Raw genomic sequence first — 13410 nt, 5'->3', positions numbered from 1 at the left:
GCATGGACTTTGTCACCAACCTGACCCCATGGCACTGGCTGAGCCTGGCGGTGCTGTTCCTGATTGCGGAGATGCTGGGCTTTTCCGGTTTTCTGATTGGCGCGGCGGCGGCGGCGTTTGTGACCGGCCTTGCCGGTGCACTGATGGACCTCAGCTGGCAGGCACAGGTGAGTACTTTTGCCTCGCTCTCCATTGTGTTTACCATCGCCTACTTCCGCTTCTTCCGCGAGTTCACCTTCCGCCAGGAAGACCACCACGGCCTGCACGATCGCGTGTCGCAGCAGGTGGGCAAGCGCGGCAAGGTCGTGCTGGCCAACGCCGGCCTTGTAGTACAGATCGGCGATACCTTCTGGCCCATCGCCAACCAGGCAGATGGCTGGCAGGAAGGGGATGATGTGCTGGTTGAGGGGCGTGAGGCGGAGCGGCTTAAGATCCGGAAGGTTTGAGGATTAATGGGGTCAGAGCCGAGGCTCTGACCCCGGGCATTTGACCTAAGGGGTCAGAGCCAAGGCTCTGACCCCATCAGGCCCAGCCCAGCTGCTCCAGGGTGATGCCGTCGTTCCAGACTTTCGTCATGTGACGAATCTTGTCGCCATCAAACTTCATCACGTAGACATATTCCGCTTCAGCACTCTTGCCGGTGGGTGCAACCGGGCCACCTTCGCCGGTGTGCGTACCACGGAAAGTTGCGAATGCCGTTACAGACTTGCTGTCGTCGTCTGCTGCGAATGAGTGCAGCTCGTAGTTTCCATCGACCAGCAGAGTCAACAAGCCCTTCATCCACTCGGTATAATCCTTCAGCGTTTCAATTCCGCCGAGCGCGCCAGACTGCGCGGAAAACGTTGCATCCGGGTGACAGTCTGACTGGCATTGATCCCAGCCCTTACCGGTTTCACATGCCTCGAAAAAGCGCTTCGCAATATCTTTGATCGCGGTCATAAACTCTCCTTATCGTTTATCTTTGCATTCGCATGCAAATTAATACACAAGAAGATTTTGGCGTCAACCAGGATGCTGGGGTCAGAGCTTTGGCTCTGACCCCATTAATCCAATAGCTCTGACCCCGGAGATCCTAACTGAAGGGGTCAGAGCCGAGACTCTGACCCCGGAGATACTAACTTAAGGGGTCAGAGCTGACGCTCTGACCCCTTCCATCGATCGCTTAAGTACCGAGTCATGCACCCGTACATTCAGGTACTTGTCCCCACTCTCTGAGACATAGCGCGGGCGCTTATAACGCCCCTCATCGCCCTGCGTCAACGCGTAAACCCCACCCAGAAACTCTTCATACGAATCCGTGACGGGTGCGAGGTAGGCGTCTTCCGCCGGCTCGCACAGGTTCAGCTTCAGCCCTGCGGCCACCGCCTTATCCTGCATCCAGCGCAGTGCGATATCTGCAAGCGGGTCATCGGGATAACCACCACCCACATTGGCGTGCGCGCCGCTGAACCAGCACTGCTCTACCTGCTGGCCCGTCGTGGCTTCACCTGTCCAGAGACATGCCTTGTACGCCTCTCTGTGTTCATCCAACGCCACTGCATGGTAGGCATGCTTTACCCGATGCCAGAGACTGGTGTCGTGCCATGAAAACAAACCGTGCTCAGACAGCGCCGGCATCCCGGGAATACCCAGCGCGCCGACGGTGTCCCACACACCCAGAAAGTGAATATCGATTTCACTACTGTGCTTTTCACGAAACGCCTTTAGCTTAGGCTCCGCGACCTGGTCCGTGTATTGCTCGGAGACGCGCTCGAGGAGTTTGTCAGTGACGATATCCAGCAGGCCGCACTTGCGGATCATGCCCACCAGGCTGCGCGCCGCATAGGCACCGCGGCTGAAGCCAAACACCCAAACTTCATCGCCCGCACGATAGTTGTTCGCCAGCCATTCGTAGGCCTGCAATATATTGCCGGTGGTACCGTAGCCGCTGACGCCGCCGACAAACTTGCGCAGCACGCCCCACTCGGTGCCCACGCCCGGATCGTAATAGGTCTTTTGCTCAATAGAACCGTCCCAATCGTGCACCGAGCGCGCAAAGCGGTAGACGTTGGTCTGGTCCGCGGAGTCGTTCCAGGTGCCATCCAGGAAGATCATCAAGCGCCGGACTAGTGGGGTCAGGGTCATTGGGTTTTTATTATCCATTATTGATTGATGGGATTTATGGGGTCAGAGCCAGTGCTCTGACCCCCGTAGTTTTGATTTAAGGGGTCAGAGCCAATCGACTGGTGGGGTCAGAGCTAGCGCTCTGACCCCCGTAGTTTTGATTTAAGGGGTCAGAGCCAAAGCTCTGACCCCATTCGTCCATTTATCTAGATTCCGGAAATCGCGAAATCCAGTGCGCCCAATATCTCGCTGCGCAGGTGAGAAAGAGAGCCAATCGGTGCATTCAACTTGGCGCTCTCCATGGAGGCAATTTGCGGAATCAGAATAAACAGCGACTCGTTTTCATATTCAATCGCTGGCGTCAGCTTGCCCAGCCCTTCTCCGCGAAAATATTCCGCACGGCCAAGCGGAATCACAATCCTGGTGGCGATATCTGACAGGTAGTCGTGCTGGATGTCGACGAGCAACGGATACATCTGCCGCGTCCTGCTGCTCGGGTTCCGATAGACATCAAACTGCGCCATCAGAAGCTCCGGAACTCATCACCAAAACAGCCATTCTCTTCGACAAAATCGTTATACGCCTCGATACCCGCCTTGTGTTCCTGCTTCCACTTCTCGGCCTCAATTTTGGCCAATTCATCCACAAGGGCCTTCTCGAGCGTGGCGGAGAGGTTTATATGCTGGGAGCGAGCCTTTACCAGTAAGTCGCTGTTAATGCTCAAATTGGTCGCCTTTTTGGGGGCATTTGTATCGAAAAGCTGTTGCATGATGGGCTCCGTGGAATGCGCATTCATATGCGCATTAGTATGGTAGGCCCGATTTTCGGGGGGATCAATGGGGTCAGAGCTTTGAGATTAATGGGGTCAGAGCCAAAGCTCTGACCCCGGGAATCTGATTTATGGGGACAAAGCTAGCGCTCTGACCCCACTAGTCCGGCCGCTCTGACCCCGGCACGCGCCAGAAAATGCTCATCGCCCAGCGCCCCGCCCTTGTTGCACGCCTCGCGGATCGTGGCCAGTTCATGCGCCGGCATCCGCCCGATAAACAACGCGCGGTAGGCACCTTGCCGGTCTTCTCCGGCCTTACCCAATCGCAGGTACTCAAGATGCGGGGTCAGCATCCGGATCGGCTTGCCCAGCGCGTTGCCTTGATAACTTGACCACGGATAATTGGCTGCGTTGCTGACAATGCCAGCCCGCACCGGATTCATTTCGATATAGCGATAGACCTTCAGCAGGTAATTTTCAGAATCCACCAGTGCGGATTTATACCGACCTTCCCAAAGTGTGCCAGTGCGGTTATGGCTGTAATTGAAATGCTGGACGTATCGACGCCCCAGGTCCTGCATCATGCGGCTCACGCTTTTCTCGCCTTCCGGCGTCACCAGCAGGTGGACGTGATTGGTCATCAGCACGAATGCATGAATGGCGACGTGATGCTTCGCGGCCGCATCTTTCAGAAATGACAGATAGGCCCTGAAGTCTGTCGCGTTGTGAAGACAGGCTTGCCGGTTGTTGCCACGCTGGATGACATGCTGCGCACAGCCCGGTAGGTAAAGCCTCGGCGTCCTTGCCATGGGCGTTTCCTCCTTGAAAGCAGAATAGGTGCCTCACGAAATCAACGGGTTTGATCCCGTTGATTTCGCGGGGAGCGCAAGAAATCCTTTTCTTGACGATTCACAGCAAATCCGTTTGCCGTTGAGCTCTCCCTGTGAGGCGGGCGCATCCTAGCAACGTCGATGGCGCCAGCACAATAAGATAGGAACGATTGAAACTATCGTTTGGGTGTTTTTTGCAGAAAGTGGCGCGTGATTGATTGCATATTTACAGGCAATTGGGAGATTAGTTTTTTAAATGAAATTTGTGGGGTCAGAGCTTTGGAGATTGTTGGGGTCAGAACTTAGGTTCTGACCCCATAAATTGACTTGAGGGGTCAGAGCTTTCGCTCTGACCCCGAATATCGGAGAAAGGCTCTGACCCCATAAATTGACTTAAGGGGTCAGAGCTTTCGCTCTGACCCCAAATATCGGAGAAAGGCTCTGACCCCACAAATTCGACCATGTAAGAAATAGTTTACATGTTAATTGGAGCATGCTTTTATATGTCGGGTATTTTTTACATTGGTACATCGGAGGTGGATCTTGCTGACAACTCTCTGGCGGGAAATCGCGACAAGGGAAAAGAATATCTGGGCAGAGTTGCTGGTAACGCTTCTGGCGGCGGCTTACTACGTGGAGCTGCTCGCAGCTGCACCGGTTTCCGGGCCGGAGGACCTGGCCACGTATATTCGCGGTTTGATTGGCCTGGTGGTAATGATCGTGATTGTGGCATCGGTGCTGGCCACCGTGATTGCCCTGACCAGTGAAGCGGAACTCAGGGACGAACGCGACTACCGGATCGACGCCATCGCCAACCGGGTGGCCTACTACCTGCTGATCGCCTGCATCATCGGTGTCTGTGTCCTGCTGTTCAGCAATGCTACGCCTGTGGCCGCCCTGCTTGGCAAGGCCGATGGCATGGTCGCGGGCACCACAGTCGCCAATGTCCTGATTCTCGCTCTGCTTATTGCCAGTGTGGCGCGGGCGCTTGTGCAGTTGTATCTGTATCGACGGGGTATTGGCGCGTGGTAAAGGGCAGTATTCACAACCGAGTGCGGGAGCTTCGCGCACAGGCAGGAGAGATGACTCAGGCGGAACTGGCGAGCGCGGTTTCTGTTACGCGGCAGACGATTTCTGCGCTGGAAGCCAACCGGTACTCGCCCAGCCTGGACCTGGCTTTTCGGATTGCGCTGGTGTTTCAGGTGCCGATTGGCGAGGTTTTTTTCTATGAGCTGGGGTGATTTATGGGGTCAGAGCTCGATAACTCATGGGGTCAGAACTTAGGTTCTGACCCCATAAACTTTTCCAGGCGCTCATGCGTGGGCGGATGGGTTGAGAAGTATTTACTCAAGCCACTGTCACAGCTTTCCGGGTCAACCTCATTGCCGTTCTCCGCATTACCGAGCTTGCGGCTCGACTTGCCAGCGACCCTGACACAGCTGTCACCGGCAATGCGATTCATCATTTCGACAAAGTGCTGTGGATTCATCGCATTGGCCTGCATCCAGTCGAGTGCGAACTGGTCCGCCTCTTCCTCGAAGCCGCGCGAGTAATGCATTTCCGTCAGAACAATCGGCAGGCCGAGGAAGATTTCCGCCGTACCGGACGCATCGCCCAGCATCAGGGTATAGGCCGTCACCAGCATGGAATCCTGGATCACCGAACGCATGCTGTGCCGGTGTGCAACGTGGCCGATTTCATGGGCCAGTACCGCCACCAGCTCCTCATCGGTTTCTGCTGCTTCCACGATCTGGTCGGTAAAGACCAGAGTGCCGTCCGGCAGCGCAAATGCATTGGCGCCCATGGCCTGACCATCGCGGAACAGTACACGCAACTGCATGTCCGGGAACTGTTGCAGCACCGGCGTAAAGCGCGCGTGCAATGTCTGCTGGCGTGCGTCGCTCAACTTGGTCGGGCCGACAAAGCGGGAATCCAGCAGCTTCATGGTGGCTTCGGCCGTGGTATCCATGGCGGACTGCGGCAACTTATGGGCGAGGAACTCGGCACTGGCCGGCACCCCGTCACGCACACCGAAAAACGCGAGCACGATGGTAATCAATACACTCGTAGCCACTGCCAACCAATGCGACTCCAGGAAGTGCACCAGGCCGCGCGTCTTCGACGGCGCCAGTGCATGCAGCATGGCATCCAGCGCGTCGTTGTCGGTAACGGTCATGATTTCCCCATCGGGGAAGGTCAGGTGCCGCGGCGTACTGCCGAGGCGCGAAGAAATTTGCACCTCGTCCAGTGGTGCCGCTGCCAGCCGTTCGGCCTGCACACCACCTTCCGCTGCGTAGACTTCCAGCCGTGCAGATGGGGTGGCGCGCAGCTCCGCTGCGCACCCGCGGGAAATCTTGCCGTCCTTGAAAGTACCCGCTATTGCCTGCATTAGATCGCGATCTCCAGGTCCATGACGTCGCCCATCTCCTGACCGAACGCCGCCACTTTCTCTTTCTCTTCTGCGATAAAGGTATCCAGCTCACCGTGCTGGACAAACAGCAGGTGCTCCGCCTTGTAGCGCGCCGTGCGGACCTTGGCCCAGGGATAAAACAGGCCCAGGGTCAGCACGATCAAAACAGTATTGACCAGCAGCAGTTTGAAGTAGGAGAAAAACTCCCAGCGGGAGATAAAGCCGTGCTTGCGCAGCAATACGTTGTTCTGTGCAAGGTTGGCGTTGTAGACCGCTGCATAGGCGAAGTACGCGAAGTAAGCGACGAGCGAGAGCAGGTAGATGCCTATACCGAGTGATGCCAGGCCGCCGGCCGCCGCATCCTGGTTGGCATCCGCTGCACCAACGATCATCGCACCAACGGCGCCGAGTACGGCAGAAATGGCTAGGAACGCCAGAATGCCCAGAACAAATAAACCAATCAGGATCAGTGCCAGCTTGTAGTAGTCACCGGCGGTCGCCTCGAACTTCATGCGGCTGCGGCCATAACCATGGCCGCCGAACTTGAATGCCTGCTGCTTGTAGAAGGCAAACGGGTACAACAGCCCGAAAGTCAGAATACCCAGGATCGGCCAACCGATGAATGCGCCAATGGCGCTGCCGTAGCTGCCCTGGAAAGAAAAAGGCACACCGCGATAGTTGGAATAGTGTGCATTGAACTGCAATGACTTGACGGCAATCCAGGGGAACAGGAAGAAGAACGCGATACCCATTACGATCTGCACGATCGGGTTGAACGCACCCCAGATCAGCAGCGGGATCACGATGGCCGCGGCAATCAGGCGACCCTTCAGTATCTGCAGTGGCTGCGCGGTGTACTCAAACGTCTCACCCATCAGGTGGGTGTTGCCGTAGAAGTAGCGCTTGTTGCGTACCTTGGCCCAGGCACTGTAAATGCCGAGCGTGAGCACGGTCAGTACGATATTGACGATCCAGATACGGAAATATTCGGCACCATCGCCGGTGAATTTGAAACCGTGGGCATTGCGCTGCGGTTTTGAATCGGATTGCGTTTCGGCATCCGGGGTTACGGCGTGGTCTTGCACGGGAACTCCTTGTTTTTATGATATATGGGGTCAGAGCTAACGCTCTGACCCCAGCAATTTGACCCGAAGGGGTCAGAGCTAACGCTCTGACCCCAATAATCTTGACTCGACTTTCGGGGTCAGAGCTTGCGCTCTGACCCCATACGTCTTGGCTCTGACCCCAGCAATCCCAAGGTCACCCTTTCCCAGCCGGCAAGATCCTTCCTGCTCTCGATACTGCCGAAGCCATATTCGGAAAACACCTGCCGCACGGCTTCGGCCTGCTGCCAGCCATGCTCGACCATCAGCCAACCGCCGGGAACGAGATGCGCCTGCGCTCCCTCGGCAATCTTGCGGATATCCGCCAGGCCCTCGTCGTCCGCCACCAGCGCGGACGACGGTTCAAAGCGTACATCGCCCTGTTCCAGGTGCGGGTCATCACCGGCGATGTAGGGTGGATTGGAGACTATTAAATCATATTTCTGACCGGCGAGTTGCTCGTACCAGTCACTCACCAGCACACGGGCATTGCCGATGCCGTGCTCCGCGCGATTGCGCTCTGCCAGCTGCACTGCCGCTTCCACCCGGTCCACCGCAGTAACCTGCCACCCGGGCATTTCACTGGCGATGGCGAGCGCGATGGCACCGGTACCGGTGCCGAGGTCCAGCACCTGCGCGCGTTCGGGCAGCGGCAGTTCCAGTGCAATTTCCACCATCAGTTCGGTATCCGGGCGCGGGATCAGGGTGTTGGGGTCGACGTGTAAATTGAGGGTCCAGAATTCGCGTCTGCCGGTGAGGTGCGCCACCGGTTCGCCGGCCTTGCGCCGTTCCAGCAGCTGCGCAAACTGCGCGGCCTGTTCATCGGTAAGTATTTTTTCCGGCCAGGTGTAGAGCCAGGTGCGGTCCTTGCCCAGCACAAAGGCGAGCAGCAGCTCGGTGTCCAGCCGCGCACTGTCACTGTCCTGCAGTTCCGATGCGCGCTGGAGTGCTGCCTTTACCGTGGTCACTGGAGGGCCTTAACTGCCGGCCATGCCCAGCGCGGCGAGCTGGTCGGTCTGGTGCTCGGTCAGCAGTGGCTGGATCACTTCGTTCAGTGCGCCCTGCATGACCTCGTCGAGCTTGTACAGGGTGAGGCCGATGCGGTGGTCGGTCACGCGGCCCTGCGGGTAGTTGTAGGTGCGAATGCGCTCGGAACGGTCGCCACTGCCCACCAGGTTGCGGCGCGAATCGGAAATTTCCTGCGCGGCGGCGGACTCCTGCTCGAACTTGAGCTTGGTGGCGAGGCGGGCCATGGCCTTGGCCTTGTTCTTGTGCTGCGAGCGTTCGTCCTGGCACTCCACCACAATGCCGGTGGGCAGGTGGGTAATGCGGATCGCGGAGTCGGTCTTGTTGACGTGCTGACCACCGGCGCCGGACGCGCGGAAGGTATCGATCTTCAGGTCGCTCTTATTGATATCGACCTCTTCCACCTCATCCGCTTCCGGCATTACCGCCACGGTACAGGCGGAGGTGTGGATACGCCCCTGGGATTCCGTCTCCGGCACGCGCTGCACACGGTGCGCGCCGGACTCGAATTTCAGTCTGGCATAGACATTGTCGCCCACCACGCGGGTGATGATTTCCTTGTAGCCGCCGTGCTCGCCCAGGCTCTCACTCAGGATCTCGATACGCCAGCCCTGCTTCTCTGCATAGCGCGAGTACATACGGAACAGGTCGCCGGAGAAAATTGCGGCTTCGTCACCGCCGGTACCCGCACGGATTTCCAGATGCACGTTTTTATGGTCATTCGGGTCGCGCGGCAGCAGCAGAGTCTGCAGCTGCTTTTCCAGTGGCTCGCGGCGGGACTCGGCCTCGTCGAGTTCTTCCTGCGCCATCTCGCGCATCTCCGGGTCCGACTCCTTCATCATCTCACGCGCAGCTTCGATGTCTTCCTGCATCTGCTTGTAATCGCCGTAGCATTTCACCACGTCTTCAAGCTCGGCATACTCGCGCGACAGGTCGCGGAACTTGTTCTGGTCGCCGATGATTTCCGGGTCCCCCAGCAGTGCGCCCACTTCTTCGTGGCGTTCGACCAGGTTGTCCAGTTTTTCCAGTAGGGATGCTTTCATGCGAGCTTTCAATTCCTGTTAGGCCGAATCTCATTTTCCGGCCGATGCCTGCGCGCTGCAGACAAAAAATTTTCCGGGCGATGCGCTTACGATGCGTCTCTTTATTGCTTGTTACTGCTTGTTACTGCTTGCCGTCCGGCACCAGGCCGAGCAGTTCGCGCAGTAACTGGATGCGCTCCAGATCGCCGTCCGCGCTGGCCTGCTTGATGCTGACCGTGGGCGCGTGAATCAGTTTGTTGGTCAAGCTGCGGGCCAGCGCCTGCAGCACTTTTTCCGGCTCGCCGCCGGATTGCAATTGCGTCAGGGCACGCGCCATTTCATCGTCGCGGGTCTTTGCCGCCATTTCGCGGAACGAGCGGATGGTGTCGACGCCGTCCAGCGCGCGGAACTCGCGCATGAAGTCGTCGGTGGCCTCGACAATCAGGCCGCGGGCTTTCTCCGCCGCTTCCTCGCGCGAGCGCATGCCCTCGTCGATGACGCTGCGCAGGTCGTCCACGGTATAGAGGTAGACGTCGTCCAGCTCCGCCACTTCGGCTTCGATATCCCGCGGCACCGCGATATCGACCATAAACATAGGCCGGTGCTTGCGCGTGCGCAGCGCGGATTCCACCGCGCCCTTGCCGAGGATCGGCAGCTGGCTGGCAGTGGAGCTGATGACGATATCCGCCTCCGCCAGGTGCTCCGGGATATCCGCCAGCAGGATGGCCTCGGCACCGAAGCTTTCCGCCAGTTCCTCTGCGCGGCGCAGCGTGCGGTTGGCCACATAAATGCGCTTGACGCCCTGCTCCACCAGGTGACGCGCCACCAGCTCCACGGTTTCACCGGCACCGATCAGCAGCGCAGTCTGGTCGTGCAGGTCGCTGAAGATACGCGATGCCAGCGACACCGCCGCATAGGCGACGGAAACCGGGTTTTCGCCAATAGCGGTTTCGGTGCGCACCCGCTTGGCCACGGAGAATACCTGCTGGAACGCGCTGTGCAGGATGGAGCCGACGGTGCCGGCCTCCCGCGCCACGGTATAGGCGGACTTCATCTGGCCGAGGATCTGGGGTTCACCCAGCACCAGCGAGTCGAGCCCACAGGCCACGGTCATCATATGCCGGACTGAGTCCGCGCCCATATGCGCATAGCAGCAGGCGCGCAGTTCCTGCTCCGGGATCTTGTGGTGGCGCGACAGCCAACCCAGCACCGCGTCTATCGAGTCAGAATCGGCGTAGATCTCGCTGCGGTTACAGGTGGAGAGAATCGCCATTTCGCCGCAACCCACCACGCTGCGGGCCTCCACCAGCGCGGCCGCCATGGATTCCGGGGCAAACGCCACGCGCTCGCGGACCTGGACAGGCGCGGTATTGTGGTTAATACCCAGGGCGAGTAATGGCATAGGTTCCGGATCTCAACTGCATCTGGCGGGTTTTTCGGCCGCATATTGTCCGAGGCAAACCCGTTTACTGCAAGTCCGGCGGTGATTCATCGGCCACGGGCCCTTCAGGAGCGGTGTGCGGCGCCGCCAGCGGGGGGGCTAACACGCCAATCTGCGCCGCGGCCGGCATGCCTATATAAGGAAAGGACTAAAATTGTGAAATGCCATGCGCCTCGTGCGTCATCCAACAGAATAAACGGACTTGCCAATGCCTGCTCGCGATGGAACCGCTGCCTTTTCTGACCTCTTTTCCGGCCGTTTGGCCCCGGGCCGCCCCAACCGGATGGCGCTGGCCCTTGCCCTGGCAATGACGCTGTCTGCCTGCGCGCAGCAAGGCGCCGCGCCGCAGGTACAGCCGGAAGCGGCCCCAGAAATCGCGGCCGAACTGCCGGTGGTGAAGCTGTCACCGCCGGAGAAAGCGCCGGAACCCCCGGTGCGGGAATTCCCCATCGACACCTTCTATACCCTGCTGGTGGCGGAAGTGGCGGGCAATCGCGAGCAGTACGACATCGCCATGGCCAACTACTACCAGCAGGCCGAGGCCACCCGCGATCCCGGTGTGGCGGCACGTGCCACCGAAATTGCGCGCTACCTGAATGCCCGCCGCGCGGCCTTGCGCGCGTCCCAGCTGTGGGTGGACCTGGAACCGAAGAACCCCGCCGCCCTGACCACCGCCGCTTCCGAGCTGGCACTGGCCGGGCGCCTGAACGAGGCGCTGTATTACTGCGAGCGCCTGATGGAAAACGGCTTTAACGCGCCCATGACCGCCATCGCCGCACGGGCAGCCGGTGACCAGGCCGCCCTGGCCGGGGTGCTGCCGGAATACCAGCGCCTGCTGCAGACCTTCCCGCGCAACGCCGAACTGCTGCTGGGCACCGGCATCCTGCTGCATAACTCGCGCCAGCTGGACGAGGCCCTGAAGCATGCGCGCCTGTCGCAGGAGGTGGATCCGAACCTGGTGGATGCGCCGCTGCTGGAGTCGCGCGTGCTGAACGACCTGGGGCGCAAGGAGGAGGCACTGAGCCTGCTGTCGCGCATGCTCGAGGCCTACCCGGACAACCATCACCTGCGCCTGCAGTACGCGCGCTTCCTGGCGAGCGAGGACCTGGACAAGGCACGCGATGAGTTTGCGGTGCTGGTGGAGCGCAACCCCAACGACGACAGCGTGATCTTCTCGCTGGCGGTGATCCAGTTCGAGCTGGCACCGGATGAGGGCGCCGAGCAGCTGTTCCAGCGCCTGATCGAGATGGACAAGCATGTCTCGTCCGCCAACTATTACCTGGGCCAGATTTACGAGAACCAGCGCAACGTGGCTTCCGCAGTCCAGCACTATCGCAAGGTGGAGCCGGGCAACGCGGATTACCTGAAGGCCATCCAGCGCGGCAACCGTCTGCTGACCGCGGCCGGTGCCCACGACATGAGCCACGGCTGGTTCAACGAGTTGCGCGAGCGACACCCGAACAACGGCCTCGACTTCTACATGATCGAGTCGGAGATCCTGGCCCAGCACCAGCAGTACGACAATGTGCACGCCCTGCTGAGCAAGGCACTGGCGCAGTTCCCGAGCAATGGCCGCATCCTGTTTGCGCGGGCGATAGCCAACCAGAGTCGCGGCAAAATGGCGCTGTTCGAGCAGGACCTGCGCCAGCTGCTGGAGATGGACCCGGACAATACCGTGGCCCTGAACACGCTCGGCTATACCCTCGCCGATCGCGGCGAGCGCCTGGACGAGGCCTTTGTGTTAATCGAGCGCGCACTGCAGCTCAAGCCCGATGACCCGGCGATTATCGACAGCATGGGCTGGGTGCATTTCCGCAAGGGCAATTACGAGGAGGCGATCCGCTACCTGCGCCAGGCATTCGACAAACTGCAGGACCACGAGGTGGCGGCGCACCTTGGCGAGGTGCTGTGGGTCACCGGCGAGCAAGAGGTGGCACAGGAGATCTGGGACCAGGGCTTGCAGATCAAACCGGATAGTCACATCATCCCGGGCGTAATCCAACGACTGAAGGGGCCGAATGGCGGCCCGACAGGAGAAACCACCGCCGATGTGCCGCCACCGGAAGTTCCCGATCAATAAAGCCTGGGTTGTCATACTGCTGGCCGCACTGCTGAGTGCCTGTGCCAGCCAGCGCTCAGTCTTCCCGGGTGCCGGTGCCGGCGCCGATGCCAGCAGTCCCGAGCAACTGCACAGCTGGCATATCAGCGGCAAGCTCGGCGTGCGCGCACCGGAGAACAGCGGCAGTGCCAGCCTGAACTGGGAGCAGGCGCGTGACAGTTACCGCATCCGCCTCACTGGCCCGCTGGGTATGGGCGGCACGGTCATCGATGGTGACGCCAGCGGCGTGACGCTGAAGCAGAGCGGCCAGCCCACACGCCGTGCGCGCCACCCCCAGACCCTGCTGTACGAGGCCCTTGGCTGGTCCATGCCGGTGGAAGAACTCAAGTACTGGGTCCGCGGCCTGCCCGCACCCGGCAGCGCCCCCTCCAATATGACCCGCAACGACAGTCAGCAGATCAGCGCCATGCAGCAGGCCGGCTGGCAGCTCAACTTTTCCAACTACCAGCCACGCGGCAGCCTGTGGCTGCCCGGCAAGATCCGCGCGGAGCGCACCGTCGCCAACCAGCTGGTGCGGGTCACCCTGGTGATCAAGGATTGGCGCATCTGAGGCGGCGCATTTAGAATCGCGCCTGTAGTTTTAATTT

General features: G+C 59.6%; 15 protein-coding genes. 5 read left to right on the top strand and 10 right to left on the bottom strand.

Features of this window, described 5'->3' with window-relative positions:
- The first annotated feature begins 2 nt into the window (after nucleotides 1-2).
- Nucleotides 3-446, top strand: a complete 444-nt coding sequence (locus tag QSJ80_RS04470; protein WP_285763103.1) for an NfeD family protein — start codon at nucleotides 3-5, stop codon at nucleotides 444-446.
- Nucleotides 447-522: 76 nt separating this feature from the next.
- Here the strand turns inward: QSJ80_RS04470 and QSJ80_RS04465 are convergent, their stop codons facing one another.
- From QSJ80_RS04465 to QSJ80_RS04445, 5 genes are all read right to left on the bottom strand, one after another.
- Complete coding sequence (locus tag QSJ80_RS04465) at nucleotides 523-939, bottom strand: ester cyclase (RefSeq protein ID WP_285763102.1); 417 nt, start codon at nucleotides 937-939, stop codon at nucleotides 523-525.
- 180 nt (nucleotides 940-1119) lie between these two features.
- A complete protein-coding gene (locus tag QSJ80_RS04460) occupies nucleotides 1120-2142 on the bottom strand; it encodes a T6SS phospholipase effector Tle1-like catalytic domain-containing protein (protein ID WP_285763100.1) in 1023 nt (340 codons plus the stop codon).
- Between the two features lie 167 nt (nucleotides 2143-2309).
- On the bottom strand, nucleotides 2310-2627 hold the full coding sequence (locus QSJ80_RS04455; protein ID WP_285763099.1) for a CcdB family protein: 318 nt from the start codon (nucleotides 2625-2627) through the stop codon (nucleotides 2310-2312).
- Nucleotides 2627-2872 (bottom strand): type II toxin-antitoxin system CcdA family antitoxin, encoded by a 246-nt coding sequence (locus QSJ80_RS04450; RefSeq protein ID WP_285763098.1) that lies wholly within the window; start codon nucleotides 2870-2872, stop codon nucleotides 2627-2629. The genes QSJ80_RS04455 and QSJ80_RS04450 overlap by 1 nt, the downstream gene beginning before the upstream one ends.
- Before the next feature lie 143 nt (nucleotides 2873-3015).
- Nucleotides 3016-3681, bottom strand: coding sequence for an REP-associated tyrosine transposase (locus QSJ80_RS04445; RefSeq protein WP_285763097.1), 666 nt, complete (start codon nucleotides 3679-3681; stop codon nucleotides 3016-3018).
- A gap of 564 nt (nucleotides 3682-4245) precedes the next feature.
- Between QSJ80_RS04445 and QSJ80_RS04440 the strand changes: the two genes are divergently transcribed.
- Together QSJ80_RS04440 and QSJ80_RS04435 are read left to right on the top strand one after the other, a co-directional pair.
- The gene (locus QSJ80_RS04440; protein ID WP_285763095.1) at nucleotides 4246-4734 is read left to right on the top strand and encodes a hypothetical protein; all 489 of its coding nucleotides are present in this window, start codon (nucleotides 4246-4248) and stop codon (nucleotides 4732-4734) included.
- Complete coding sequence (locus tag QSJ80_RS04435; protein WP_434219165.1) at nucleotides 4728-4943, top strand: helix-turn-helix transcriptional regulator; 216 nt, start codon at nucleotides 4728-4730, stop codon at nucleotides 4941-4943. Before QSJ80_RS04440 ends, QSJ80_RS04435 begins: the two co-directional genes overlap by 7 nt.
- A gap of 32 nt (nucleotides 4944-4975) precedes the next feature.
- On the opposite strand, the gene QSJ80_RS04430 is transcribed toward QSJ80_RS04435, so the two are convergent.
- From QSJ80_RS04430 to hemA, 5 genes are all read right to left on the bottom strand, one after another.
- Nucleotides 4976-6091, bottom strand: a complete 1116-nt coding sequence (locus tag QSJ80_RS04430; RefSeq protein ID WP_285763094.1) for a M48 family metallopeptidase — start codon at nucleotides 6089-6091, stop codon at nucleotides 4976-4978.
- Nucleotides 6091-7197, bottom strand: coding sequence for a YjgN family protein (locus QSJ80_RS04425; protein ID WP_285763093.1), 1107 nt, complete (start codon nucleotides 7195-7197; stop codon nucleotides 6091-6093). Before QSJ80_RS04425 ends, QSJ80_RS04430 begins: the two co-directional genes overlap by 1 nt.
- Before the next feature lie 119 nt (nucleotides 7198-7316).
- Entirely contained in the window at nucleotides 7317-8183 is an 867-nt protein-coding gene (gene prmC, locus QSJ80_RS04420; protein ID WP_285763092.1) for a peptide chain release factor N(5)-glutamine methyltransferase, read from the bottom strand.
- A gap of 9 nt (nucleotides 8184-8192) precedes the next feature.
- Entirely contained in the window at nucleotides 8193-9284 is a 1092-nt protein-coding gene (gene prfA / locus QSJ80_RS04415) for a peptide chain release factor 1 (protein ID WP_285763091.1), read from the bottom strand.
- Between the two features lie 121 nt (nucleotides 9285-9405).
- Entirely contained in the window at nucleotides 9406-10665 is a 1260-nt protein-coding gene (gene hemA / locus QSJ80_RS04410) for a glutamyl-tRNA reductase (protein WP_285763090.1), read from the bottom strand.
- A gap of 247 nt (nucleotides 10666-10912) precedes the next feature.
- On the opposite strand from hemA, the gene QSJ80_RS04405 reads away from it, so the two are divergent.
- Entirely contained in the window at nucleotides 10913-12784 is a 1872-nt protein-coding gene (locus tag QSJ80_RS04405) for a tetratricopeptide repeat protein (RefSeq protein WP_285763089.1), read from the top strand.
- Nucleotides 12753-13373, top strand: a complete 621-nt coding sequence (lolB, locus tag QSJ80_RS04400; RefSeq protein WP_285763088.1) for a lipoprotein insertase outer membrane protein LolB — start codon at nucleotides 12753-12755, stop codon at nucleotides 13371-13373. Before QSJ80_RS04405 ends, lolB begins: the two co-directional genes overlap by 32 nt.
- Nucleotides 13374-13410: the final 37 nt, after the last annotated feature.

It is taken from the genome of Biformimicrobium ophioploci (genome assembly GCF_030270605.1).
Lineage (GTDB): Bacteria > Pseudomonadota > Gammaproteobacteria > Pseudomonadales > Cellvibrionaceae > Biformimicrobium > Biformimicrobium ophioploci.
The sequence above is the reverse complement of the archived record's forward strand: the minus strand, read 5'-3'. Positions and strand labels throughout refer to the sequence as shown.

What these genes read in the sequence shown, in the direction of transcription:
- lolB (WP_285763088.1), top strand. Translation starts at nt 12,753, where the DNA reads ATGTGCCGCCACCGGAAGTTCCCGATCAATAAAGCCTGGGTTGTCATA.
- QSJ80_RS04445 (WP_285763097.1), bottom strand. Translation starts at nt 3,681, where the DNA reads ATGGCAAGGACGCCGAGGCTTTACCTACCGGGCTGTGCGCAGCATGTC.
- QSJ80_RS04430 (WP_285763094.1), bottom strand. Translation starts at nt 6,091, where the DNA reads ATGCAGGCAATAGCGGGTACTTTCAAGGACGGCAAGATTTCCCGCGGG.
- QSJ80_RS04455 (WP_285763099.1), bottom strand. Translation starts at nt 2,627, where the DNA reads ATGGCGCAGTTTGATGTCTATCGGAACCCGAGCAGCAGGACGCGGCAG.
- QSJ80_RS04460 (WP_285763100.1), bottom strand. Translation starts at nt 2,142, where the DNA reads ATGGATAATAAAAACCCAATGACCCTGACCCCACTAGTCCGGCGCTTG.
- QSJ80_RS04405 (WP_285763089.1), top strand. Translation starts at nt 10,913, where the DNA reads ATGCCTGCTCGCGATGGAACCGCTGCCTTTTCTGACCTCTTTTCCGGC.
- QSJ80_RS04450 (WP_285763098.1), bottom strand. Translation starts at nt 2,872, where the DNA reads ATGCAACAGCTTTTCGATACAAATGCCCCCAAAAAGGCGACCAATTTG.
- prfA (WP_285763091.1), bottom strand. Translation starts at nt 9,284, where the DNA reads ATGAAAGCATCCCTACTGGAAAAACTGGACAACCTGGTCGAACGCCAC.
- QSJ80_RS04465 (WP_285763102.1), bottom strand. Translation starts at nt 939, where the DNA reads ATGACCGCGATCAAAGATATTGCGAAGCGCTTTTTCGAGGCATGTGAA.
- QSJ80_RS04470 (WP_285763103.1), top strand. Translation starts at nt 3, where the DNA reads ATGGACTTTGTCACCAACCTGACCCCATGGCACTGGCTGAGCCTGGCG.
- hemA (WP_285763090.1), bottom strand. Translation starts at nt 10,665, where the DNA reads ATGCCATTACTCGCCCTGGGTATTAACCACAATACCGCGCCTGTCCAG.